This is a genomic window from Streptomyces lasalocidi (assembly GCF_005280215.1).
Lineage (GTDB): Bacteria > Actinomycetota > Actinomycetes > Streptomycetales > Streptomycetaceae > Streptomyces > Streptomyces longwoodensis.
The window spans coordinates 6,616,562-6,638,097 of record NZ_SZNQ01000001.1 but is presented as its reverse complement, the minus strand read 5'-3'; the positions used below and the strand labels follow the sequence as shown (position 1 = coordinate 6,638,097).

Annotated in this window: 20 protein-coding genes and 1 pseudogene; 10 read left to right on the top strand and 11 right to left on the bottom strand. The window is 73.4% G+C overall.

Annotated elements, in window-relative coordinates:
• Window positions 1–2 precede the first annotated feature (2 nt).
• The 4 genes from E4U91_RS29970 to E4U91_RS29955 all read right to left on the bottom strand — a co-directional run bounded on the left by E4U91_RS29970 (window position 3) and on the right by E4U91_RS29955 (window position 5,052).
• Window positions 3–1,046, bottom strand: coding sequence for a substrate-binding domain-containing protein (locus E4U91_RS29970; protein WP_137309700.1), 1,044 nt, complete (start codon window positions 1,044–1,046; stop codon window positions 3–5).
• 17 nt (window positions 1,047–1,063) lie between these two features.
• Complete coding sequence (locus E4U91_RS29965) at window positions 1,064–2,083, bottom strand: ABC transporter permease (protein WP_137309699.1); 1,020 nt, start codon at window positions 2,081–2,083, stop codon at window positions 1,064–1,066.
• Window positions 2,080–3,603 carry a sugar ABC transporter ATP-binding protein gene (locus E4U91_RS29960; RefSeq protein ID WP_137309698.1) on the bottom strand — a complete coding sequence of 508 codons (1,524 nt, stop codon included), beginning with the start codon at window positions 3,601–3,603 and terminating at the stop codon, window positions 2,080–2,082. Before E4U91_RS29960 ends, E4U91_RS29965 begins: the two co-directional genes overlap by 4 nt.
• 267 nt (window positions 3,604–3,870) lie before the next feature.
• Window positions 3,871–5,052, bottom strand: a complete 1,182-nt coding sequence (locus E4U91_RS29955; protein ID WP_137309697.1) for an ROK family transcriptional regulator — start codon at window positions 5,050–5,052, stop codon at window positions 3,871–3,873.
• Between the two features lie 242 nt (window positions 5,053–5,294).
• On the opposite strand from E4U91_RS29955, the gene E4U91_RS29950 reads away from it, so the two are divergent.
• Window positions 5,295–5,765, top strand: a complete 471-nt coding sequence (locus tag E4U91_RS29950) for a DUF4231 domain-containing protein (protein ID WP_137309696.1) — start codon at window positions 5,295–5,297, stop codon at window positions 5,763–5,765.
• A gap of 43 nt (window positions 5,766–5,808) precedes the next feature.
• Here E4U91_RS29950 and E4U91_RS29945 read toward each other — a convergent pair whose 3' ends face one another.
• The gene (locus E4U91_RS29945; protein WP_137309695.1) at window positions 5,809–6,756 is read right to left on the bottom strand and encodes a beta-ketoacyl-ACP synthase III; all 948 of its coding nucleotides are present in this window, start codon (window positions 6,754–6,756) and stop codon (window positions 5,809–5,811) included.
• 308 nt (window positions 6,757–7,064) lie between these two features.
• Here E4U91_RS29945 and fdhD point away from each other — a divergent pair, with 308 nt between their 5' ends.
• Window positions 7,065–7,913 (top strand): formate dehydrogenase accessory sulfurtransferase FdhD, encoded by an 849-nt coding sequence (gene fdhD, locus E4U91_RS29940; RefSeq protein WP_137309694.1) that lies wholly within the window; start codon window positions 7,065–7,067, stop codon window positions 7,911–7,913.
• 135 nt (window positions 7,914–8,048) lie between these two features.
• Here fdhD and E4U91_RS29935 read toward each other — a convergent pair whose 3' ends face one another.
• Window positions 8,049–8,882, bottom strand: a complete 834-nt coding sequence (locus tag E4U91_RS29935) for a LysR family transcriptional regulator (protein WP_137309693.1) — start codon at window positions 8,880–8,882, stop codon at window positions 8,049–8,051.
• A 132-nt stretch (window positions 8,883–9,014) separates the two neighbouring features.
• Here E4U91_RS29935 and E4U91_RS29930 point away from each other — a divergent pair, with 132 nt between their 5' ends.
• Window positions 9,015–9,734: an SDR family oxidoreductase gene (locus E4U91_RS29930; RefSeq protein ID WP_137309692.1), complete on the top strand. Its 720-nt coding sequence runs from the start codon at window positions 9,015–9,017 to the stop codon at window positions 9,732–9,734.
• A 48-nt stretch (window positions 9,735–9,782) separates the two neighbouring features.
• Here the strand turns inward: E4U91_RS29930 and E4U91_RS29925 are convergent, their stop codons facing one another.
• Entirely contained in the window at window positions 9,783–10,319 is a 537-nt protein-coding gene (locus tag E4U91_RS29925) for an isochorismatase family protein (RefSeq protein WP_137309691.1), read from the bottom strand.
• Between the two features lie 19 nt (window positions 10,320–10,338).
• Window positions 10,339–10,776, bottom strand: a complete 438-nt coding sequence (locus tag E4U91_RS29920; RefSeq protein WP_137309690.1) for a MarR family winged helix-turn-helix transcriptional regulator — start codon at window positions 10,774–10,776, stop codon at window positions 10,339–10,341.
• A gap of 108 nt (window positions 10,777–10,884) precedes the next feature.
• Here E4U91_RS29920 and E4U91_RS29915 point away from each other — a divergent pair, with 108 nt between their 5' ends.
• Window positions 10,885–11,802 carry a quinone oxidoreductase family protein gene (locus tag E4U91_RS29915; RefSeq protein ID WP_137309689.1) on the top strand — a complete coding sequence of 306 codons (918 nt, stop codon included), beginning with the start codon at window positions 10,885–10,887 and terminating at the stop codon, window positions 11,800–11,802.
• A gap of 114 nt (window positions 11,803–11,916) precedes the next feature.
• Here E4U91_RS29915 and E4U91_RS29910 read toward each other — a convergent pair whose 3' ends face one another.
• Window positions 11,917–12,963: a bile acid:sodium symporter family protein gene (locus E4U91_RS29910; protein WP_137309688.1), complete on the bottom strand. Its 1,047-nt coding sequence runs from the start codon at window positions 12,961–12,963 to the stop codon at window positions 11,917–11,919.
• Window positions 12,964–13,139: 176 nt separating this feature from the next.
• Between E4U91_RS29910 and E4U91_RS29905 the strand changes: the two genes are divergently transcribed.
• The 6 genes and pseudogenes from E4U91_RS29905 to E4U91_RS29885 all read left to right on the top strand — a co-directional run bounded on the left by E4U91_RS29905 (window position 13,140) and on the right by E4U91_RS29885 (window position 19,502).
• Entirely contained in the window at window positions 13,140–14,003 is an 864-nt protein-coding gene (locus E4U91_RS29905) for a LysR substrate-binding domain-containing protein (protein WP_137309687.1), read from the top strand.
• A gap of 75 nt (window positions 14,004–14,078) precedes the next feature.
• Window positions 14,079–15,809, top strand: coding sequence for an endo-1,4-beta-xylanase (locus tag E4U91_RS29900; RefSeq protein ID WP_137309686.1), 1,731 nt, complete (start codon window positions 14,079–14,081; stop codon window positions 15,807–15,809).
• Window positions 15,810–15,879: 70 nt separating this feature from the next.
• Window positions 15,880–16,260: pseudogene (locus E4U91_RS39225) on the top strand (MFS transporter); the annotation flags it as partial.
• A 22-nt stretch (window positions 16,261–16,282) separates the two neighbouring features.
• A complete protein-coding gene (locus tag E4U91_RS38230) occupies window positions 16,283–16,450 on the top strand; it encodes a hypothetical protein (RefSeq protein ID WP_168218191.1) in 168 nt (55 codons plus the stop codon).
• A gap of 277 nt (window positions 16,451–16,727) precedes the next feature.
• Window positions 16,728–18,557, top strand: a complete 1,830-nt coding sequence (locus tag E4U91_RS29890; RefSeq protein WP_137309685.1) for an AMP-dependent synthetase/ligase — start codon at window positions 16,728–16,730, stop codon at window positions 18,555–18,557.
• Between the two features lie 108 nt (window positions 18,558–18,665).
• A complete protein-coding gene (locus tag E4U91_RS29885; RefSeq protein WP_137309684.1) occupies window positions 18,666–19,502 on the top strand; it encodes an aldo/keto reductase in 837 nt (278 codons plus the stop codon).
• A 75-nt stretch (window positions 19,503–19,577) separates the two neighbouring features.
• On the opposite strand, the gene E4U91_RS29880 is transcribed toward E4U91_RS29885, so the two are convergent.
• Entirely contained in the window at window positions 19,578–20,294 is a 717-nt protein-coding gene (locus tag E4U91_RS29880; protein WP_137309683.1) for an SDR family oxidoreductase, read from the bottom strand.
• Between the two features lie 145 nt (window positions 20,295–20,439).
• Window positions 20,440–21,360, bottom strand: a complete 921-nt coding sequence (locus tag E4U91_RS29875; RefSeq protein WP_137309682.1) for a class I SAM-dependent methyltransferase — start codon at window positions 21,358–21,360, stop codon at window positions 20,440–20,442.
• Window positions 21,361–21,536 lie beyond the last annotated feature (176 nt).

Genomic DNA, 21,536 nt, shown 5'->3' with positions numbered 1-21,536 from the left:
CCTCAGCGGAAGCCGGTGGGCATGTACTGGTCGACGTTGTCCTTGTCGACGACGGCCGAGTAGAGGGTGATCGACGAGGGGATCTCGAATTCGGCGAGCCCGCCGACGCCCTTGCCCTGGCCGAGCGCGCGGGCGAGGTCGATCGCCGAGGCGGCCATGGTCGGCGGGTACAGCACGGTCGCCTTGAGGACGCCGTTGTCCTGCTTGATGGCCTGGAAGGCGGACAGGGCGCCGGCCCCGCCGACCATCAGGAAGTCGTCCCGGCCGGCCTGTTCGATGGCGCGCAGCGCGCCCACGCCCTGGTCGTCGTCGTGGTTCCACAGGGCGTCGAACTTCGGCTGGGCCTGGAGGAGTTGCGCCATCTTGGCCTGGCCGGACTCGACGGTGAACTCGGCCGCCTGGCGGGCCACCTTGCGGATGTTGGGGTAGTTCTTCAGGGCGTCGTCGAAGCCCTGGGTGCGCTGCTTGGTGAGCTCCAGGTTGTCCAGTCCGGCGAGTTCGATGACGCGGGCGCCGGACTTCCCCTTGAGCTTCTCGCCGATGTAGTGGCCGGCGCTGAGGCCCATGCCGTAGTTGTCGCCGCCGATCCAGCACCGGTACGCCTGCGGGGTGTTGAAGATCCGGTCCAGGTTGACGACCGGGATGCCGGCGCGCATCGCCTTCAGGCCGACCTGGGTGAGGGCCTTGCCGTCGGCGGGCAGCACGACCAGCACGTCGACCTTCTTGTTGATGAGGGTCTCGATCTGGCCGATCTGCTGGGCGGTGTCGTTGGAGCCCTCGGTGAGCTCCAGGCTCACGTCGGCGTACTTCTTCGCCCGCTTCTCGGCGTTGTCGTTGATGGCGTTGAGCCAGCCGTGGTCGGCCTGGGGGCCGGCGAAGCCGATGGTGACGTGCTTGCCGGGCTTGTCGTCCGCGGCCGGCCGGGTGTCGGCGGCGGCCGACGACTCGTCCTTGGTGTCGTTGCTGGTGCAACCGGCCAGGAGTGCGCCGGCCGAGACGGCGGCGGTCCCGAAGAGCAGTCCTCTGCGACTGGTGGGGTGCGACATGGCGGGGAACCCTTTCCTCAGGTCGTGCTCGCGGTACGGCGCTGGACCAGCACGGCGGCGACGATGATCGCGCCCTTGGCGATCTGCTGGACGTCGCTCTGCAGGTTGTTCAGGGCGAAGATGTTGGTGATCGTGGTGAAGATCAGGACACCGAGCACGGAGCCGGTGATGGTGCCGCGGCCCCCGCTGAGCAGGGTGCCGCCGATGATCGCGGCGGCGATGGCGTCGAGCTCGTAGAGGTTGCCGTTGGTGTTCTGGCCCGAGCCGGACAGGACGATGAGCAGGAAGGCGGCGATGCCGCAGCACAGTCCGGACAGCAGGTAGAGGTACAGGCGCTGGCGGCGGACGTCGATGCCGGCCAGCCGGGCCGCCTCGGCGTTGCCGCCGACCGCGACGGTGCGCCGGCCGAAGGTGGTCCGGTTGAGCACCAGCCAGCCGAGGACCGTCACGAGTGCGAAGACCAGGACGAGCGGGGGGATGCCGAGGACGTAGGAGTCGCGCTCGCCGAGGGACAGGACGCCGTCGACGGTGACGATCTGGGTGCGGCCGTCGGTGATCTGCAGGGCCAGTCCGCGCGCCGAGGCCAGCATGGCGAGGGTGGCGATGAACGGCACCATCCCGCCGTACGCGATCAGCAGGCCGTTGACGAGGCCGCAGCCGAGGCCGACGAGGACCGCGGTGAACAGGATGCCGCCGAAGCCGTACTCCTGGGTGGCGACGGTGGTGGCCCACACGGAGGCCAGGGCGACGATCGCGCCGACGGACAGGTCGATGCCGCCGGAGGTGATGACGAACGTCATCCCGACGGTGACCACGCCGATCACCGACGCCTGGGTGAGCACCAGTTGCAGGTTGCGGATGTCGAGGAACTCGTCGGGCCTGGTGACCCCGCCGATGACGACGAGGGCGGCGAGCACGCCGAGCAGGGAGAGGGTGCGGACGTCGGCGCGGGCCCACAGGCCGCGCCAGGCGGGGGTGCGGCCGGCCGGGGCGAGGGTGTCGGCGCTGTCCCGCGGCGGGGAGGCGTGCTGCGTCATGACGCCGGGCTTCCTTCCATGACGAGGTCGAGGACGCGGTGTTCGTCGAGTGCGGGGGCGGGAGCGGTGTGCACCACCCGTCCCTCGCGGAGCACCAGCACGCGGTCGGCGAGGCCGAGGACCTCGGGGACCTCGCTGGAGACCAGCAGGACGGCGAGTCCTTCGTCCGCCAGGCGGCGGACCACCGCATACAGTTCGGCGCGGGCGCCGACGTCGACGCCGCGGGTGGGTTCGTCGAGCAGCAGCACCCGGCAGCCGCGCAGCAGCCAGCGGGCCAGGACGGCCTTCTGCTGGTTGCCGCCGGACAGGGTGCGCACGGGGACGGCCGGGTTGTCGGGCCGCAGCGACAGTTCGCGGGTGGCGGCGCGGGCGGCGGCCCGCTCGGCGCCGCGGTCGATCCAGCCGGCCCGGCCGAAGCGGGCGAGGGAGGAGACCGACACGTTGCGGGTGACGGACTCCAGCATCAGCAGCGCCTGGGCCTTGCGTTCCTCGGGGGCGAGGCCGAGTCCGGCGCGGACGGCGGCCCGTACGCTGCCGGGGCGCAGCGGCCGGCCGTCGACGAGCACCTGCCCGGCGGTGGGCCTGCGCGCGCCGTACACCGTCTCCAGGATCTCGGACCGCCCCGACCCGACGAGTCCCGCGAGTCCGACGATCTCCCCGGCGCGCACCTCGAGGTCCAGGGGCTCGAACTCGCCGTCCCGGGCCAGGCCGCGCACCTCGAGGACGGGTGTGCCGCCGGTACCGGGCGGCGGGGCCGGCCGCTCGGGGAAGACGTACTCGACGGTGCGGCCCGTCATCAGCGCGACGACCTCGCGGGTCGGCGTCGACCTGGCGGGCAGGCCGCCCGCCACCGCGCGTCCGTCCTTCAGCACGGTCACCCGGTCGCCGATGCGGCGGATCTCCTCCAGCCGGTGCGAGATGTACACGACGGCCACGCCGTCCGCGGTCAGGCCGCCGACGATGCGGAACAGGTTGTCGACCTCGTCGGGGTCGAGCGCGGCGGACGGCTCGTCCATCACGATGAGCCGCACGTCGTGCGACAACGCCCGCGCCATGGACACGATCTGTTGCTGGGCCGCCGACAACTCCCCTACCAGGCGCCCTGGTTCGATCTCCGGGTGCCCGAGCCGCCGCAGCAGCCGGCCGGTGGCCTCCCTGGCGGCCCGGCCGCGGACGATGAACCCCGCGGTCGTCGGCTCGTGGCCCAGGTGGACGTTCTCGGCCACCGACAGGTGCTCCACCAGGTCGAGTTCCTGGTAGATGGTGGCGATGCCGAGGCGCATGGCGGCGATCGGGGAGCGCAGGGTGACCGGCTCGCCGCGCCAGCGGATGACGCCGTCGTCCGGCTGGTGGGCGCCGGCCAGCACCTTGATGAGGGTGGACTTGCCGGCTCCGTTCTGGCCGAGCAGGCAGTGCACCTCGCCGGCCTGGACGTCGAGGTCGACGCCGTCCAGGGCCCGGACGCCGGGGAAGGACTTGGTGATGCCGGACATGCTGAGCAGCGGTGGTTCGGGTGCCATGTGGGTTCCCCTCGGCGGGCGTACGGGCCGGTTCAGGGTGTGCTCGCCCTCCCGACGGCGGTGGCGCGGGAGCGACCGGGCGGGGGCGGGCGGAGGGCGGTGGGTCCGGGGCGGGGGAGGCGGACTGGGCTGGGCGGGGCAGGGCTGGACTGAGCTGAGCTGAGCTGGGTTGTGCCGAGCGATGGTGCTGAGCGAGGTCGTGCCGAGCAGGGCAGGCCGAGGTCTGCGCCCGTGCGCCGGGCCGGGCCGGTGGCGCCGGTTACCGGGTCACGCGGGTGAGAACAGGTGGTCGCTGATCAGCCGGGCCCCGCCGATCACACCGGCGGTGGGGCCCAACTCCCCCAGGACGATGGGCAGGTTGCCGGTCGCCAGCGGCAACGACTGGCGGTAGACCTGGGTGCGGATCGCGGCGAGCAGGGTGTGGCCGAGGCCGGTCACCCCACCGCCGATCACCACCAGGCCGGGGTTGAAGAAGGAGACGAGCGCGGCGATGACCTGGCCCGTGCGGGCGCCGCCCTCGCGGATCAGGTCGAGGCAGGTGGCGTCGCCCGCGGCGGCCGCGGCGGCGACGTCGACGGCGGTGAGCGCGCCGTGCGTCTCCAGCCGTACCGCGAGCTCCGGCGACAGGCCCTGCTGGGCCGCCTCCACCGCGTCGCGGGCCAGGGCCGCGCCGCTGAAGTGGGCTTCCAGGCAGCCCCGGTTGCCGCAGGCGCAGGGACGCCCGTCGGGTACGGCCTGGATGTGCCCGATGTCGCCCGCGCTGCCGGTGGTGCCGCGGTGGACGTGACCGCCCACGACGATCCCGCAGCCGATACCGGTGCCGATCTTGACGCACAGGAAGTCGGCGACGGTCCGGGCGACTCCGGCGTGCTGCTCCCCCATCGCCATGAGGTTCACGTCGTTGTCGACCATGACCGGGCAGCCGAGTTCCTGGCTGAGCGCCTCCCGCACGGGGAAGCCGTCCCAGCCGGGCATGATCGGCGGGGCGACGGGGACGCCCTCGGGGAAGCGGACGGGTCCGGGGACGCCGATGCCGGCGCCGTCGAACCCTTCGGCCAGTCCGGTCGCCCGCAGCTTGGCGGCCATGGACAGGACCTGCTCGAAGACCGCGACCGGTCCCTCGCGCACGTCCAGGGGCTGGTTGAGGTGACCGAGGATCTCCAGCTCGGCGTTGGTGACGGCGACGTCGACCGAGGTCGCGCCGATGTCGACGCCGAGGAAGCGCAGGTCCGGGTTGAGCCGGACGTTGTGGGAGCGGCGGCCGCCGCGCGAGGCGGCGAGCCCGTCCGCCACCACCAGGCCCGTCTCCAGCAGGCGGTCCACCTCCACGGCCAGCTTGGACCGCGAGAGGTCGACCTGGTCGCCCAGCTGGGCACGGGAGTTGGGACCGCCGTCCCGCAACAGCTTGAGCAGGCGGGCCTGGTGCGCGTTCGCCGGTCGTGCCGTCATGCGTCTCACGCGCCCCTCCCCGCCTGGATCCGGCCACCGCTGTCGGGCTTTCGAAGGGAACGTAGCAGCGGCTGCCGAACCTGGGAAGAAGGTGTGCGGGGATTGCCGCAGACTTCTTCCACTCGCAGGACAAAGAGCGCGGTGGCGGGGTCGTGATCCGGCCGGTACGCCAAGTCAAGCTGGAGTCGGGCGACTTGGCCTACCCTGAGGTCCTCGCGTGCCGTGGCGACCGGGGGGAGCTCATGACGACACCGCAGACGGCGACGGGTGCCACGGAGTCCGGGTCCGACTACGCCATGGGCCTCGCGAACCGTTCCTACGCCTGGTACCAGCGGGCCGCGATGAGGGCCCGCCGCTACTACCGGATCACCGAGAGCCTCCAACTGCTGGTCTCCGCCGCGATTCCGGTGGCCGCCGTGCTCGCGCCGGACGAGGCGCGGGTACCGGCGCTGCTCGGCGGGGTCGTGGTGGTCCTGACCGGTCTGCGCTCGGTCTTCCACTGGCAGGACGACTACCTCAGGTTCAGCCAGGCCCGCGAGGCGATCGAGGCGGAGCGCAGGCTGTACCGCACGGGCGCCGCGCCCTACGACGACGAGGGCACCCGCGAGCGGGCGCTGGCTGCGGTGGTGACCAGGATCGAGCAGGGGGAGATGAGCGCCTGGGCCCAGCTGGTCAGCACCGGCAGCCGCGAGGAGCCGACGGCCACGCCCTGAGGGACCCCGGGGAGCGCCGCGTCGCCCCGGGCGGCCCACGCCGTCACGGACACCGCACGACCTGTCCGGCGTACGACAGGTTGCCGCCGAAGCCGAACAGCAGCACCGGGTCGCCGCCCGAGACCGCGCCCTGCTCCACCAGCTTGGACAGGGCGAGGGGGATGCTGGCGGCGGACGTGTTGCCCGATGCGGTGACGTCGCGCGCGACGACGGCGTTGACGGCGCCGATCCTCTCGGCGAGCGGTTCGATGATGCGCAGGTTGGCCTGGTGCAGCACCACCGCGGCGAGGTCCTCGGGCGCCAGACCGGCCCGCTCGCAGGTCTGGCGGGCGAGCGGCGGGAGGTGGGTGGTGGCCCACCGGTAGACGCTCTGCCCCTCCTGCGCGAACCGCGCGGGCTGCCCCTCGATGCGCACGGCGTGCCCCATCTCCGGGACCGATCCCCACAGCACGGGCCCGATGCCGGGTCCGGTGCCGGGCGGGCAGGCCTCGACGACGGCGGCCCCCGCGCCGTCGCCCACCAGGACACAGGTGCTGCGGTCGGTCCAGTCGGCCACCTCGGACATCTTGTCGGCGCCGATGACCAGCGCCCGGCGGGCGGCACCGGCGCGTACGGCGTGGTCGGCGGTGGCGAGGGCGTGGGTGAAGCCGGCGCACACCACGTTGACGTCCATCGCCGCGGGGTGGGGGATGCCGAGGCGGGCGGCGACCCGGGCCGCCATGTTGGGTGAGCGGTCGACGGCCGTCGAGGTCGCCACCAGCACCAGGTCGATGTCCTCCGGCGCGGTCCCGGCGCCGGCCAGCGCCTTGGCGGCGGCGTGCGCGGCGAGTTCGTCGACCGGCTCGTCGGGGCCGGCGATGTGGCGGGTGCGGATGCCCACCCGGCTCCTGATCCACTCGTCGCTGGTGTCGACCAGGGCGGCCAGGTCCTCGTTGGTCAGCACCTTGGCGGGCTGGTAGTGGCCGACCGCGGTGATGCGCGAGCCGTTCATCGGGTGGTCCCCCTCGTTGCCGTGGGTCGCGGATCCACCAGTCTGGTGAGTGACTCGCGGGTACGGCGGCAGGTGATGCGACAGGAAACAGCCGCCCGGATTGTCGGCTTCCCGCAGACCCTCGGACGCCCGAGGAGTCGTCGCACCCCCGCAGGAGTCCGACGGGCGCGCGGCGGGTACCCGGGACGGACACGCCGGACGGGACCACCGCCGTCCGCGCCCACCGCGCGGGCGGCCGCCACCCGGCGCCCCCGGTGCACGACAATGGGACCGTCGAGGTCACTTACAGAACCGGGGCTGATCAGGACATGGGACGCGTCACGGAACGTCGCAAGGTGATCCGCATCCGGGACGGGGCGGTCTCCGCCCGTCCGGACACCCTCGTCGCCGAGGAGCCACTGGAGATACGCCTCAACGGCAAGCCGCTCGCGATCACCATGCGCACGCCCGGTGACGACTTCGCGCTGGCCGCCGGGTTCCTGGTCAGCGAGGGGGTGCTGGCGAGGGCGGACGACCTGCAGAACATCGTCTACTGCGCGGGGGCGACCGCCGACGGCTCCAACACCTACAACGTCGTCGACGTACGGACCGCCCCGCACGTGACGCCGCCCGACATCACCCTCGAACGCAACGTGTACACGACGTCGTCCTGCGGTCTGTGCGGCAAGGCCAGCCTGGACGCCGTGCGCACGACCGCCCGCTGGACCATCGCCGACACTCCCCCGGTGCGCGTCGCCCCCGAGCTGCTCGCGAGCCTGCCCGACCGGCTGCGCGCCGCCCAGCGGGTCTTCGACCGGACCGGGGGCCTGCACGCGGCGGCCCTGTTCAGCGAGGAGGGCGAGCTGCTCGACGTCCGTGAGGACGTGGGCCGGCACAACGCGGTCGACAAGCTGGTCGGCCGTGCCCTGCAGAGCGGGGGCCTGCCGTTGTCCCGGGCGATCCTGCTGGTGTCGGGCCGGGCCTCCTTCGAGCTGGCCCAGAAGGCGGTCATGGCCGGCATCCCGGTGCTGGCGGCCGTCTCGGCGCCGTCCTCGCTCGCGGTGGACCTGGCCGCGGAGACGGGCCTGACCCTGGTGGGCTTCCTGCGCGGCACCTCCATGAACGTGTACGCGGGTGAGGAGCGCGTGGCCCTGCGGACCGCGGCCGCCCAGGGCTGACCCGGTTCCCCAGGGCACGGCGGCCCTGTCTCCCTCCCCGTCCCGTTCCCGCCCGCGTCCCCGCCCCAGTCCGGCGGATCACGACCCCGTGGCGCCGGTGCCCGCGCCGCCCAGTCCCCGTCCCCGTCCGGCGGCTCACGTCCCCCTGGCGCCGGTCCCCGCACGCCTCGCGATCTCCACGAACGCGGCGACCAGCGGCGTGGCCCGGCCGGCGTCCCAGGCGAGGAGCACCTCGTCGGGCTCGGCGTCGGGGACCGGCACGTAGCTGATGTCGGGGCGGGCGTACTGCTCGGCCACCGAGCGCGGCACCAGGGTGATGCCGGCGCCGCCGGCCACCCGCTCGAACTTCTCCTCGATGGTGCGGATCGGCACGTCACCGGGGCGCGGGTCGTGGTAGCGCAGCCAGGTCTCGCCGTCGAGGTCGGCCAGGGCCAGCTCCTGCTTGCCGGCGAGGCGGTGGTCGGCGGGCAGCATCGCCACCCGCGTCTCGCGGTGCAGCGGCAGCAGCGTGAGCCCCTCGTCGCGCACGGGCCGGCGCAGGAAGGCGACGTCGACGCTGCCGTCGCGCAGCAGGTCCTCCTGGTCGTCCCACTCGACCCGGCGGGCGTGGGTCTCGACGTCCGGGTGCACGGCCCCGAAGTCCCGCAGCACCGGGGTGACGACCACGCCCGCCCGGAAGCCCACCACGAGCCGGCGCGGGCCGAGCGCCGCACGCCGGACCCGCCGCCGCGCCCCCTCGGCGGCGTCCAGCAACTCCCGCCCGTCCTCCAGGAGTTGCCGCCCGGCGTCCGTCAACGCCACACCCCTGCTGTCGCGGACGAAGAGGTCGGCGCCCAAGTCCTTCTCCAGCGCCCGGATCTGACGGCTCAGCACCGGCTGGGCGATGTGCAGGCGTTCGGCCGCGCGCCCGAAGTGCAGCAGCTCGGCCACCGTGACGAAGTAGCGGACCTTGCGCAGGTCGAGATCCATGGCTCCCCTTCCGGGCCCGCGGCTGCGGCGATACCTCCAGGGTATCGCCGCAGGCGAAAGAGGTCTTGGACGGCCCGGTGGGGGCGGCAGCAGGCTGGACGACGTCAGCAAGGAACCCGGGAAGGAGTGGGCATGAGCCTGCGGGAACAGCGGATCGTCGTGATCGGCGGCACGTCCGGCATCGGACTGGCCGTCGCGGAGGCCGCCGCGGCCGAGGGCGCCGAGGTCGTCGTCGCCTCGCGGCGGCGGGAGAGCGTGGCCGGCGCGCTGGAGCGGCTGCCGGACGGCGCCCGGGGCCACGTGGTGGACGCCACCGACGAGGAGTCGGTCCGGGCGTTCTTCGCCGAGGTCGGCGCCTTCGACCACCTCGTCTACACGGCGGGCGAGTCGTTGCTGATGGAGAGCCTCGCCGAGCAGGACCTGGACCGCGCCCGGCGGTTCCTGGACACCCGGCTGTGGGGCGCGTACTCGGCCGTACGGCTGGGCGCCGGGTCGATCCGGCCGGGCGGCTCGGTGGTGCTGACCACCGGCACGGCGGCCCGTCGGCCCCTGCCCGGGACGACGGTCGCGGCGAGCCTGTGCGGGGCGATGGAGTCGCTCACCCGCGCCCTCGCGCTGGAGCTGGCGCCGCTCAGGGTGAACGTGGTGTCGCCGGGCGTGGTCCGCACCGACCTGTGGCGCGACCTGGCCGAGGCGGACCGGGAGGGCCTGTTCCGGTCGTCCGCCGGTTCCCTGCCCGTCGGCCGGGTCGGCGAGCCCGCGGACGTCGCCGAGGCGTACCTGTACCTGATGCGCGGCGGCTACAGCACCGGCTCGGTCGTGGTGGTGGACGGCGGCGGCCTGCTGGTGTGACGGGCCGCTCGGCCCGAGTGGACCACAGGGGGCCGCACCCGGCGCCCGTCAGGACCGCGCGAACGACACCTCCGTCGCCCGGACGACCGTCCCGAGCCGCGGGAAGTCGAGCCGTACCGACGCCTCGTGCTCGGCCCGGGTCAGCGCGGTCATCGCGTCCTCGACGAAGACGAGGTCGTAGCCGAGGTCGGCGGCGGCGCGGGCGGTGGACTCCACCCCGAGGTTGGTGGCGATCCCGCCGAACACCACGGTGGTGACGCCCCGCCCGCGCAGCACGTCGTCGAGCCCGGTGCCCTGGAAGGCGCCGACGGTGCGCTTGACGACCTCCACGTCCCCCGGGCGCGACAGGCCCGCCACGAGCCCGCTGCCGGGCGGCTGTTCGGTGACGCCGGGGCGTTCCACACGGACCAGGACGACGGGGGCGCCGGCCGACCGGAAGGCGTCGGCCAGCGTCTCGGCGGTGGCGAGCACGTCGGTGCCCTTGTGGGGCTCCAGGGGCAGCGCGACGATCCGGTCCATCAGGTCGACGAGGACGAGAGCGGTGCGGGCGGGGTCGAGGGCGTCGGGTGCGTCGGGTCGGCTCATGACGGAACGTTATCCCCCGTCAGCCGTCCGTACCGGAGATCCGGATCAACAGGGCCATGAACAGATCGCGTTCGGCGGCCGACAGCGGGGCGAGGAGTTCGTCGTTGGCGTCCCGGGCGACCCGTTCGCAGCGGCGCAGCCGGCGGGTGCCCGCGGGCGTCGGCGAGACGGCGTTCTTGCGCCGGTCGCGCGGATCGGGGGCGCGCACGACCAGCCCGGCGGCCTGGAGGTCGTTCAGCACGCCGACCAGGTCCTTGGGGTCGAGCCCGACGCTGCGCCCCAGGTCCGCCTGGGCGACGGGGGCCAGGTCGTGCACCGCGGAGAGGACCACGTGGTGCCACATCTTCATGTCCTCGGCGGCGAGCGCCTCGGCGACCAGGGCGCGCCCGCGTGCGGCGGCCCGGCCGAGCAGCCAGCTGGGCAGCGAGCGGATGGCGGGGAGGGGTGCGTCGGCCATGGCGGCCAGCCTAGCGAAAAGTCATTGGACGTCCCCACGACCCGCCCCATACCGTTGGGACTCCCAACGATCCGTGGAGAGAGCCGCGGACCGATCCGTGGAGGTGCGATGCGTCGTGTCCGGTACGACTCCGTCGGTGGCGCGCTGTTCCTGGAGGACGTCCCCGTGCCCGTGCCCGGCCCGGGTGAGCTCCTGGTCAGGACCGCCGCCGTCGGGGTGACGCTCCCCGTGGTCCGCAAGGTCACCGAGACGGCGGAGCCGATCCCGCTGGGCGGGGAGATCGCCGGCGAGGTCGTCGCGGTGGGCGCGGGAGTGAGCCGGTTCGCGGTGGGCGACCGGGTGACGGGGCTGTGCTTCGGCCACGGGTACGCCGAGGCCGCGCTCCTCGACGAGGCGATGGCCTCGCCCGTGCCGGAGGGCGCCTCGGCCGTGGAGGCGGTGGCCTTGGTGCGCAGCGGGCTGGTGGCCCTCGGGGCGCTGACCGCGGCGCGCCCGGAGCCCGGCGGGTCGGTCCTGGTCACGGCGGCCGCGAGCGGTGTCGGACACCTCGCCGTGCAACTGGCTCGCGTGCACGGAGCGTCGCGGGTGGTCGGGGCGGTGTCGGACCCGGCGAAGGCCGATTTCGTCCGTTCCCTCGGCGCCGACGAGGTCGTCCGCTACGGCGACGACGACTGGGGAGCGCCGGTCGACTGCGTGCTGGACGCGGTCGGCGGCGACCTGCTCGGCCGCGCGGTCGCCGCTCTCGCCCCGGGTGGGCGGCTGGTGGCGTACAGCTCGGGCGGCGGGACCGTGTCGGCGTACGACCTGCTCGTCGGCGCGAAGTCGGTGATCGGGTTCCAGATGGCGCGCATCGCGCACGAGCAGCCGGAGCTGTACGAGCAGTGGCGGCTCACCCTGTGGCGGCTGTTCGGGGAGGGCACGCTGACGCCGTCGGTGCACGGGGCGTTCCCGCTGGAGGCGGCGCAGCGGGCGCACGCGGTGATCGAGGCGCGGGCCAACCGGGGCAAGGTGGTCCTGGTGCCGTGACCGGCCGGGCCGCGGGGACGGGCGGGCGTTCTGGTACGACTTCCGGTACGACGGCGACGAGGCGGTCCGCCTGGACACCGTCGGGATCTCCCCCGCGCCTCCCCTCCGCCGGAGTCAGCCCGAGCGCGGCCCCGCGTCGACCGGCGACGGGTTCGCCGACGCGTCCTCCGACGCCGCCGGGCCCTGCTCGGACGCGGGATCCTGTGCGCGGCGGCGGGCGATGACCGCGCAGACCATGAGCTGCATCTGGTGGAACAGCATCAGCGGCAGCACCGCCAGCGAGGCGTGCGCGCCGAACAGCACGCCGGCCATGGGCAGTCCGGCGGCGAGGGACTTCTTCGACCCGGCGAACTGGATGGTGATGCGGTCCTCGCGGCCGAAGCGCAGTGCCTTCGCGCCGTACCAGGTCAGCAGGAGCATCACGGCGAGCAGCACGGCCTCCACGACGAGCAGTCCGCCCAGCCGGATGGGGCTCACCCGGTGCCAGATGCCCTGCACCACGCCCTCGCTGAACGCCGTGTAGACGACGAGCAGGATCGAGCCCCGGTCGACGTAGCCGAGGACCTTCTTGTGCCGGGTGACGAAGCCGCCGATCCATTGCCGCAGCACCTGTCCGGCCAGGAACGGCACCAGCAGCTGCAGCACGATCTTCACCAGCGAGTCGGCGGAGGGACCGCCCCCGCTGCCGCCCAGCAGCACCGCCGCGAGCAGCGGGGTCACGACGATGCCGACCAGGGAGGAGAACGAGCCCGCGCAGATCGCCGCGGGCACGTTGCCGCGGGCGATCGAGGTGAACGCGATCGACGACTGCACGGTCGACGGCACGAGGGTGAGGAACAGCAGGCCCTGGTACAACGGGTGGGTCAGGAGGACGGGCACCAGACCGCGGGCGGCCAGCCCGAGCACCGGGAAGATGAGGAACGTGCAGGCCAGGACGGTGACGTGCAGCCGCCAGTGGCGCAGCCCGTCCAGGGCCTCACGGGTGGACAGCCGGGCACCGTAGAGGAAGAAGAGCAGGGCGATCGCGGCGGTGGAGGCGCCGGCGGAGACGTCGGCGGCCGTGCCGCGCGCGGGGAACAGCGCCGCGAGGCCCACCGTGCCGAGCAGCAGCACGACGTACGGGTCGATCGGCAGCCGGACCGGCCGGCGCAGGCGTTTCACGGTGCTCCACGTGCTCTTTCGTCGTCGGTCGTGCCACGGGCTCCAGGAGGAACCTCCGAGGTCGCGGGTCCCCGCTCCTCACCACTCCATGGTCCTTCGCCGACGCGTGATCGGGAATCCGTCATACCGCACTGACTGTCATCACGACATGCGATGAGCACGTTACGGTGTCCCCTGTGTACGACCCCTCCCAGCTGCGGACCTTCCTCGCGGTGGCCCAGACGCTCAGCTTCACCCGGGCCGCGCGCCGGCTCGGGCTGCGCCAGTCGACGGTGAGCCAGCACGTGCGGCGGCTGGAGGACGCCACCGGGCGGACGCTGTTCGCCCGGGACACCCACTCCGTGGAGCTGACCGAGGACGGCGAGGCGATGCTGGGCTTCGCGCGCCGCATCCTGGAGGTGCACGAGCAGGCCACGGCGTTCTTCACCGGCACGCGGGTACGCGGGCGGCTGCGCTTCGGCGCCTCGGAGGACTTCGTGCTGACCCGGCTCCCGGAGATCCTGGAGGGCTTCCGGTACGAGCACCCCGAGGTCGACCTGGAGCTGACCGTGGAGCTGTCCGGCACGCTCCACGAGCAACTGGCCGCCGGGAAGCTGGACCTGGTGCTCGCCAAGCGGCGCCCCGAGGACCCGCACGGGGAACTGGTGCGCCACGACCAGCTGGTGTGGATCGCCGGGGAGCGCTGGCGCCCCGACCCGGACCGCCCGGTGCCGCTGATCGTCTACCCGCCGCCGGGCATCACCCGGGCCCGCGCCCTGGAGGCGCTGGAGCGGCAGGGCCGGGCGTGGCGGATCGTGTGCACCAGCGGCAGCCTCAACGGGCTGATCGCGGCGGCCCGGGCGGGGCTGGGCGTGATGGCCCACTCACGGGGGCTGATCCCGCCCGGCCTGGTGCGCGTCCCCGACCGCGCCGGGCTGCCCGAGCTGGGCCAGGTGGACTTCGTCCTCGCCCACGGCCACCGCCGCACCGCGGCCCAGGGCCCGGCGCACGCCCTGGCCGCGGCGATCCTCGCGAGCGGCGACCGACTGCACCGCGGTTGAGCCGGGCGTGTGTGATGAACTGTGGCCCGGTTTCGAGACGTTGATCTTGTCTCGAACAAGGAAGTGGGAGGGACCGTGGACCTCGCTGGGGGGACGTGGCGGCGACTGACCGCCGTGGCGCTGGTCATGGCGGTGGCGGCCGGGTGCACGGGGCAGGGCGGCGGGCACGACGTGGACCTGCTGCGCAACCACGACTGGACGCAGATGCCGGGCACCACCGCGCGGAACGACGTCCTGCGGGTCGGCGCACTGGACCGGCGCATCGTGGAGCAGGACTCCTCCGGCGGCCAGCCCAACCCCCCGCTGAACCTGGCCGGCCCGCACCTCAGGTCCGAGGGCGACTTCACCGTCACCGCGCGCATGTCCGGCGTGGGTGACGATGACGGCGGCTCGTGGCTGCGGCTGTACGGACGGGTGCCGGTCATCTATGACGAGTGGCGGCAGGAGCCGCCCTCGCTCCGCGTCGGCGTGACCGCTGACGGACGAGTGGAGGTTCAGACATGGGACGGCAAGGGCGATGAGCCGGCCGTCTCCGAGGACTTCGACTGCGGCTGCTCCGGGACGGTGACGCTCGCCGTGTCGAGCATCGGTGACACCTTCCGCGTGGAAGCCGACGGGCGGCGCCTGGGAACCGTACAGGACCCGGGGGTGTTCGCCGAGGGCACTGTCTGGTTCGGTCTGGAGGCGGACGCGGGCGGGGACGAGCGCCGCGGGGGATGGCGACTGACGCAGCTGACCGCGCGGCCGGAGAGCGGTGACGCGCTCCGCGTGGTCGAGGCGCCGCAGCTGCGCCAGGCGCAGTCCGACGACTCGCTGCGCGCGCGGGCCGCGGACGTGGGGCGGCCGTTCGACGTCGGCACCGCCCTGGCCGAGAACCCGCTGCTCACCGACTCACGCTACCGGGCGCTCGCGGGGAGCCAGTTCTCCATGCTCACTCCGGAGAACGCGTTCAAGCCACAGTTCCTCCACCCGCGCCGGGGCGTCTACGACTTCCGCGACGCGGACCTGCTCGTGCGCTTCGCCCGCGCGAACCACATGAAGGTGCACGCGCACACCCTCGTCTGGCACGAGGCCCTGCCCCAGTGGATGCGGGAGGACGACGACCCCGAGGAGGTGCGCCGGACCATGCTCCAGCACATCGCCACGGTCGCCGGGCACTTCAAGGGCGAGGTCGCGGAGTGGGATGTGGTCAACGAGCCCATGTCCGACGACCCGAAGAGCTACACCGACGGGGACCTCGGTCTGCGCTCCGAGCAGAGCCCGTGGTTCGAGGCCATGGGCGAGGAGTACATCGACGAGGCGTTCAGGGCCGCCCACCGGGCCGATCCGAAGGCACGGCTGTTCCTCAACGAGTACGGGGTCGAGGAGGAGGGCGAGCGGTGGGACGCCCTCTACGCCCTGGTCGAGCGGCTCAAGGAACGCGGCGTACCGATCGACGGCGTCGGTTTCCAGACCCATGAGTACGAACCCGGCGACCGCATCGACCCCGAAACCTTCCGCGGCCATGTGCGGGATCTGGCGGAACTCGGGGTCCAGGCGCGGGTGTCGGAGATGGACGTCCCCGTGGGCGAGGACGAGGAGGACGGGCGGCAGACCCAGGCCGATGAGATGGCGGGCAAGCTGCGGGTCTGCCTGGAGGAGCCGAACTGCACGTCGTTCTCCACCTGGGGCTTCACCGACCGGTACGGTTCCACCGCCGACACCGGGGTCTATCCTCCGCGCCCGGCCGATTCCCTGCCGTGGGACGCGGCCCTGCGGCCGAAGCCGGCGTACGAGCGCCTGCTCGCGGCCTTCGACGAGGGGTGAGGACCGGGCCCGTCCCGCTCGTCGTGGTCGGCCAGGGCCTCGCCCCCGGCGTACAGCGCGGCCGGCGCGGTTCGTGGACCTGCCGGTGAGCCTGTTGGGCGTCTGGCTGACGCTGCGGCTGGTGCCGGAGTCGAAGGGGCCGCGCGGGGTGCGGGTGGACCGGGCGGGTACGGCGGCGTGCGCGGCGTGCGCGGGCGGCACGACGTACGCCGTGGTGCGCGCCGGTGAGGACGGCTGGACCTCGGGCGCGACGCTGGGCTGGTTCGCCGGGGCCGCGGTGGCGCTGTGCTGCTTCGTCCTGGTGGAGCGGCGGGTCGCGCACCCCCTGCTGGACCTGTCGCTGCTGCGCCGGCCGGCGTTCGTGGGCGTGCTGCTGGGGGCGCTCGCCTTCAACGGGGTGGCGTTCGGAGTGATCCCGTACCTGTCGATCTGGATGCAGACGCTCCTCGGTCCCCGAGCACACGTTGCGGTCGGTGTTCGCCTCGGGCCTCGACACGGCGCTGGTGACGGCGGGCTGTGTGGGCGTCGTGGCCGGCGCGCTGGTCCTGTCCCTGGTCAAGACCCCGGCGGCACGCCCGGCCGGTGTGACGGAACCGGGCGCCGGGACGCTGGAGGAAGGGGCGGCCACCTCGCGCCGGTGAGCCGTGCGGGCGCGGTGCGGGGGCGGTCGGACGCCCGTCGTGCCCCGCTCCGTACCGGTGCCGGGGCGGCGTGCGGGGGGCGGGCAGATTCGGTGGAGATTACGGCACCGAACCTTACTCATCCGTCAGTTTTGTGTCCGACCCTTCCGCATGTGCGCCCATTTTCCTCCCCTGACCAGCACGGACGAGAACATCGCTCGCCTTTGCACCCCCTCCCGCCCCGTCCGCGCGTGGGGTAGCTTTCACGGCGCTGTGCGCCTAGGGAGCGGGGAGCGGTTTGCGCGAGTTCACCAGTCCGCCGTTGGCGTCGTCGCCGCCGCCGGTGGGCGGTCTGGCCGACGTCGTCTTCCAGCACGCCCTGGACGACCCGACCCGGGTGGCGCTCGGCCGCAAGGACGAGGCGGGCCGCTGGCGGGACGTGACGGCCGCCGAGTTCCGCGACGAGGTGCTCTCGCTGGCCAAGGGCCTCCTGGCCGACGGCGTCCGGTTCGGCGACCGGGTCGCCATCATGGCCCGCACCCGCTACGAGTGGACGCTGTTCGACTTCGCCCTGTGGACCATCGGCGCCCAGGTGGTGCCCGTGTACCCGACGTCGTCGGCGGAACAGTGCTTCTGGATGCTGTACGACGCGGAGGTCACCGCCGCCGTCGTGGAGCACGAGGACCACGCCATGACCATCGCCACGGTCATCGACCGGCTGCCGGCGCTGCGCCGGCTGTGGCAGCTGGACTCGGGCGCCGTGCAGGAGCTGTACGACGCGGGCGCCCACCTCGACGACGACGTGGTGCACCGGCACCGCGAGGCGGTCACGCCCGACTCGGTCGCCACCGTCATCTACACCTCGGGCACGACCGGCCGCCCCAAGGGCTGCGTCCTGACCCACGGCCACTTCATGTACGAGGCGGACACGGTCATCGAGCGCTGGGAGCCGGTGTTCCACTCGAAGAAGGGCGACGAGGCGGCGACCCTGCTGTTCCTGCCCCTCGCCCACGTGTTCGGGCGGATGGTGGAGGTCGCCGCGATCCGCGGCCGGGTGCGCTTCGGCCACCAGCCGCAGCTCAACGCGGCGGCCCTGCTCCCCGACCTGGCCGCGTTCCGGCCGACGTTCTTCCTGGCCGTGCCGTACATCTTCGAGAAGGTGTTCAACGCCGCGCGCCGCAAGGCGGAGCGGGAGGGCCGGGCGGGGCCCTTCGAGAAGGCCGTCGAGGTCGCCGTCGCCTACGCCGACGCGCTGGAGGCGAAGGCGTGGGGCACCGGACCGGGGCCGTCGGCGGGGCTGCGGATGCAGCACCAGTTCTTCGACAAGGTCGTCTACTCCAAGGTGCGCGCGGCGATGGGCGGCCGCGTCCGGCACGCCATGTCGGGCGGCTCCGCGATGGACCGCCGGCTCGGCCTGTTCTTCGCGGGCGCCGGCGTGCAGGTCTACGAGGGCTACGGGCTGACCGAGTCCACGGCCGCGGCGACCGCCAACCCGCCCGGCCGCACCCGCTACGGCACCGTCGGGCAGCCCATCCCCGGCACGACCGTGCACATCGCGGACGACGGCGAGGTGTGGCTGCGCGGTGACAACGTCTTCCAGGGCTACCTGAACAACCCCAAGGCCACCGACGAGGCCCTGCACGACGGCTGGCTCGCCACCGGCGACATCGGCGCCCTCGACGAGGACGGCTACCTGACCATCACCGGCCGCAAGAAGGAGATCCTGGTGACCTCCGGCGGCAAGAGCGTCTCCCCGGGGGCGCTGGAGGAACGGGTCCGCGAGCACCCGCTGGTCCACCAGTGCATCGTCGTCGGCAACGACCGGCCGTTCGTCGCCGCGCTGGTCACCCTCGACCAGGAGGCCGTCGAGCACTGGCTCACCATGCGCAACAAGCCCCGGATGACCCCGGCCGAGCTGGTGCGCGACGCCGACCTGGAGACCGAGATCCGCCGGGCGGTCGTCGCCGCCAACACGCTGGTGTCGCAGGCCGAGTCGATCCGCACCTTCCGCATCCTCGCGCAGCCCTTCACCGAGGAGCACGGCCTGCTGACGCCGTCGCTGAAACTGAAGCGCAAGGCCATCGAGAACGCCTACGCCCACGAGGTCGAGGCGCTGTACGGCACCTGACCCCGAATTCCCCGGGGGCAAAGGATCGTCGGGTCAGGAATGCACACGGCCCTGTGATCGTTCACCATGGACGGACAACCCGACGGACAACCGAAGGATCAAGAGCTCGTGAGCAGCAAGGTCCCCACGATCACCCTCAACAACGGCGTCGAGATGCCCCAGCTGGGTTTCGGAGTCTGGCAGGTGGCGGACGACGAGGCGGAGCGGGCGGTCGCGACCGCGCTCGAGGCCGGGTACCGCAGCATCGACACAGCGGCGATCTACGGCAACGAGGAGGGCACCGGCCGGGCCATCGCCGCGTCCGGCCTGGCCCGCGAGGACGTCTTCGTCACCACCAAGCTCTGGAACGGCGACCAGGGGTACGACGCGACGCTGCGCGCCTTCGACACCTCACTGGAGAAGCTGGGCCTCGACTACGTCGACCTGTACCTCATCCACTGGCCCCTGCCCCGGCGCGGCACCTTCGTGGACAGTTACAAGGCGTTCGAGAAGCTCCAGGCCGACGGCCGCGCGCGGGCCATCGGCGTGTCGAACTTCCTCCCCGAGCACCTGGAGCAGCTGATCGGCGAGACCTCGGTGGTCCCGGCGGTCAACCAGATCGAGCTGCACCCGCACCTCCAGCAGGAGGCGGCCCGCGCCTTCCACGCCGAGCGGGGCATCGCCACGGAGGCCTGGTCGCCGCTGGGCCAGGGCAAGGGCCTGCTCGAGGTCCCGGCGATCGTCGCCGTCGCGCGCAAGCACGGGCGCACCCCCGCGCAGATCGTGCTGCGCTGGCACCTCCAGCTCGGCAACGTCGTCATCCCGAAGTCCGTGACGCCGTCGCGGATCGAGGAGAACATCGACGTGTTCGGCTTCTCCCTGGACGACGAGGACCTCGCGGCGATCAGCGCGCTCAACGAGGACCGGCGGCTGGGCCCGGACCCGGCGACGTTCGACGTCGTCTGAGACCCCGCCGGGACCACCGGCACCCGGAGACGGACGGGGCGCGGCCGCGGTGGCCGCGCCCCGTCCGTGTGCCCGTCAGTTCGGCTGCCCGAGGGGCCGGACGACCACGGTGTTGATGTCGACGCCCTCCGGCTGACGGATCGCCCAGACCACCGAGTCGGCGATCTGGTCCGCCGTCAGCAGGTGCCCCGGCGGGAGGCTCCTGTAGCCGTCCCAGAACGGCGTCTCGACCCTGCCGGGCGCTATCAGCGTGACGCCGATGCCGAACTCGGTGACCTCGCGCCGCGTGTTCTCGGCGAGCCCGGTGACGGCCCACTTGGTCGCGCCGTAGAGGTTGCCCGGGGTGTGCACGAAGCCGGCCACGCTGCCGACCAGCACGATGCGCCCCCGCGTCTCCTTCAGCGCCTCCACCGAGGCGCGGATCAGCAGCGCGGGACCGAGGACGTTGGTGAGCACCATGTCCCGCCAGCCGGCCGGGTCGCCCGTGGCGACGGAGTCGTGGGTGGCGGTGCCGGCGTTGGCGACGACGGCGTCCAGCCGGCCGTGGGCGTCGAGGGTACGGTCGACCGCCGACCGCACGTGGTCGTGGTCGGACGCGCTGCCGACGACGGTCAGCAGCTCCTTCGGGTCGCCGAGCTCCGCCGCGAAGGCCCGCAGGCGGGCCTCGCCGCGCCCGGTCACGGTGACCCGGTACCCGGCCCCGAGGAGTTGCCGGGCGACGGCGGCGCCGATGCCGCTGCCGCCGCCGGTGATCAGTGCGACCGGACTGCCGGTGCCGTTGCTGCTGCTCATGACGGTCTCCCCCGTGCGTCGAATCGGACGACCCGGAGTCCATCACTTGGAGCGCTCTCGAAGTCAAGGCCGCGCGCGGGGCGGGGGCGGCTGGGGCGTCGGCGTGGACGGCCGGGCGTGCCGCCGTCATCGGGCGGCTGCGCCCCTACTGGGGACGGACCGCCGTGTGCACGGTGTGGGCGGCCAGGACGAAGACGTCCCGGCGCCGGTGCACGCTCGCCCCGTCCTCCGGGTCCAGCAGCCGGTCCAGGGTCGCGCGGTCCTCGGCGTCCATGTCCGCGCCGAGGGTGTCGCGCTGCCGGCCCAGGGAGGCGGCGACGTAGGCGCGGGCCCGGTCCGGGGCGGGGGCCGGCAGGTCGAGGAGGAAGCTGCGGCTGCGGGGGTGCTTCAGCCCGGCGGAGGTGAGCAGCGCGGCCCAGTCCTCGGTCTCGGCGACCGCGTCCGGCAGCTCGGCCCGCATCCGTGCGAACCACTCGGTCTCCAGTGCGTCCAGGCGCGCCTCGATGCCGGGGCGGCCGAAGCCGAGGTCACGGGGCAGGAAGCGGGGCGGCAGACCGCCCTCCATGATCGCCAGCGTGCCGCCGGGCGCGAGGCGCTCGGCGAAGGCGGCGAGGGCGGCGCGCTGGTCGCCCAGGTGGTGCAGGCTGCGGCCGGCCCACATCAGGTCGGCGGGATAGTCCAGCTCCTTCAGGGCTTCGGGGAGCTCTCCGAGCAGGGTGCCGAAGCGGTCGCCGTACCCCTGCCGCTCGGCCCGCTCGCGGGCCCGCTCGAGCAGCGGTGCGGACCCGTCGGCCGCGACCACCCGGGCACCGGGGAACACCTCGGCGAACAGGCACGACACCACGCCGGGACCACTGCCCACGTCCACGATCAGCCCCGGCTCGGTCACCTCCTTGCCCAGCCAGGCCAGCGCCCGCTCGTACAGGGGGGTGAACAGCTCGGCCTGGGACTCGAGGTGGTGCGCCATGTCGGCCCAGTCGATGTCGGTGCCGTGGCCGTGCGTGTGCCCGTGCGTGTGCCCGTGGCCGTGGTGCCCTGTCCGCTGGTCGTGCTGTTCGTGCGCCATGGTGGTCAGCCTCTCCTCCGGTCTGCCGACAGACTGCGCCGACGCACCGGGCGGGGGCCACCGCTGTTGCGGGGACGGCAAGAACGGGACGGGGAGGAACACGGAGGCGCGATCCGCCGGGGCTCGTGGCGGGGCGTCGGGTGACACCCCGGCGGATCGCGGGTTCAGTGCGCCGG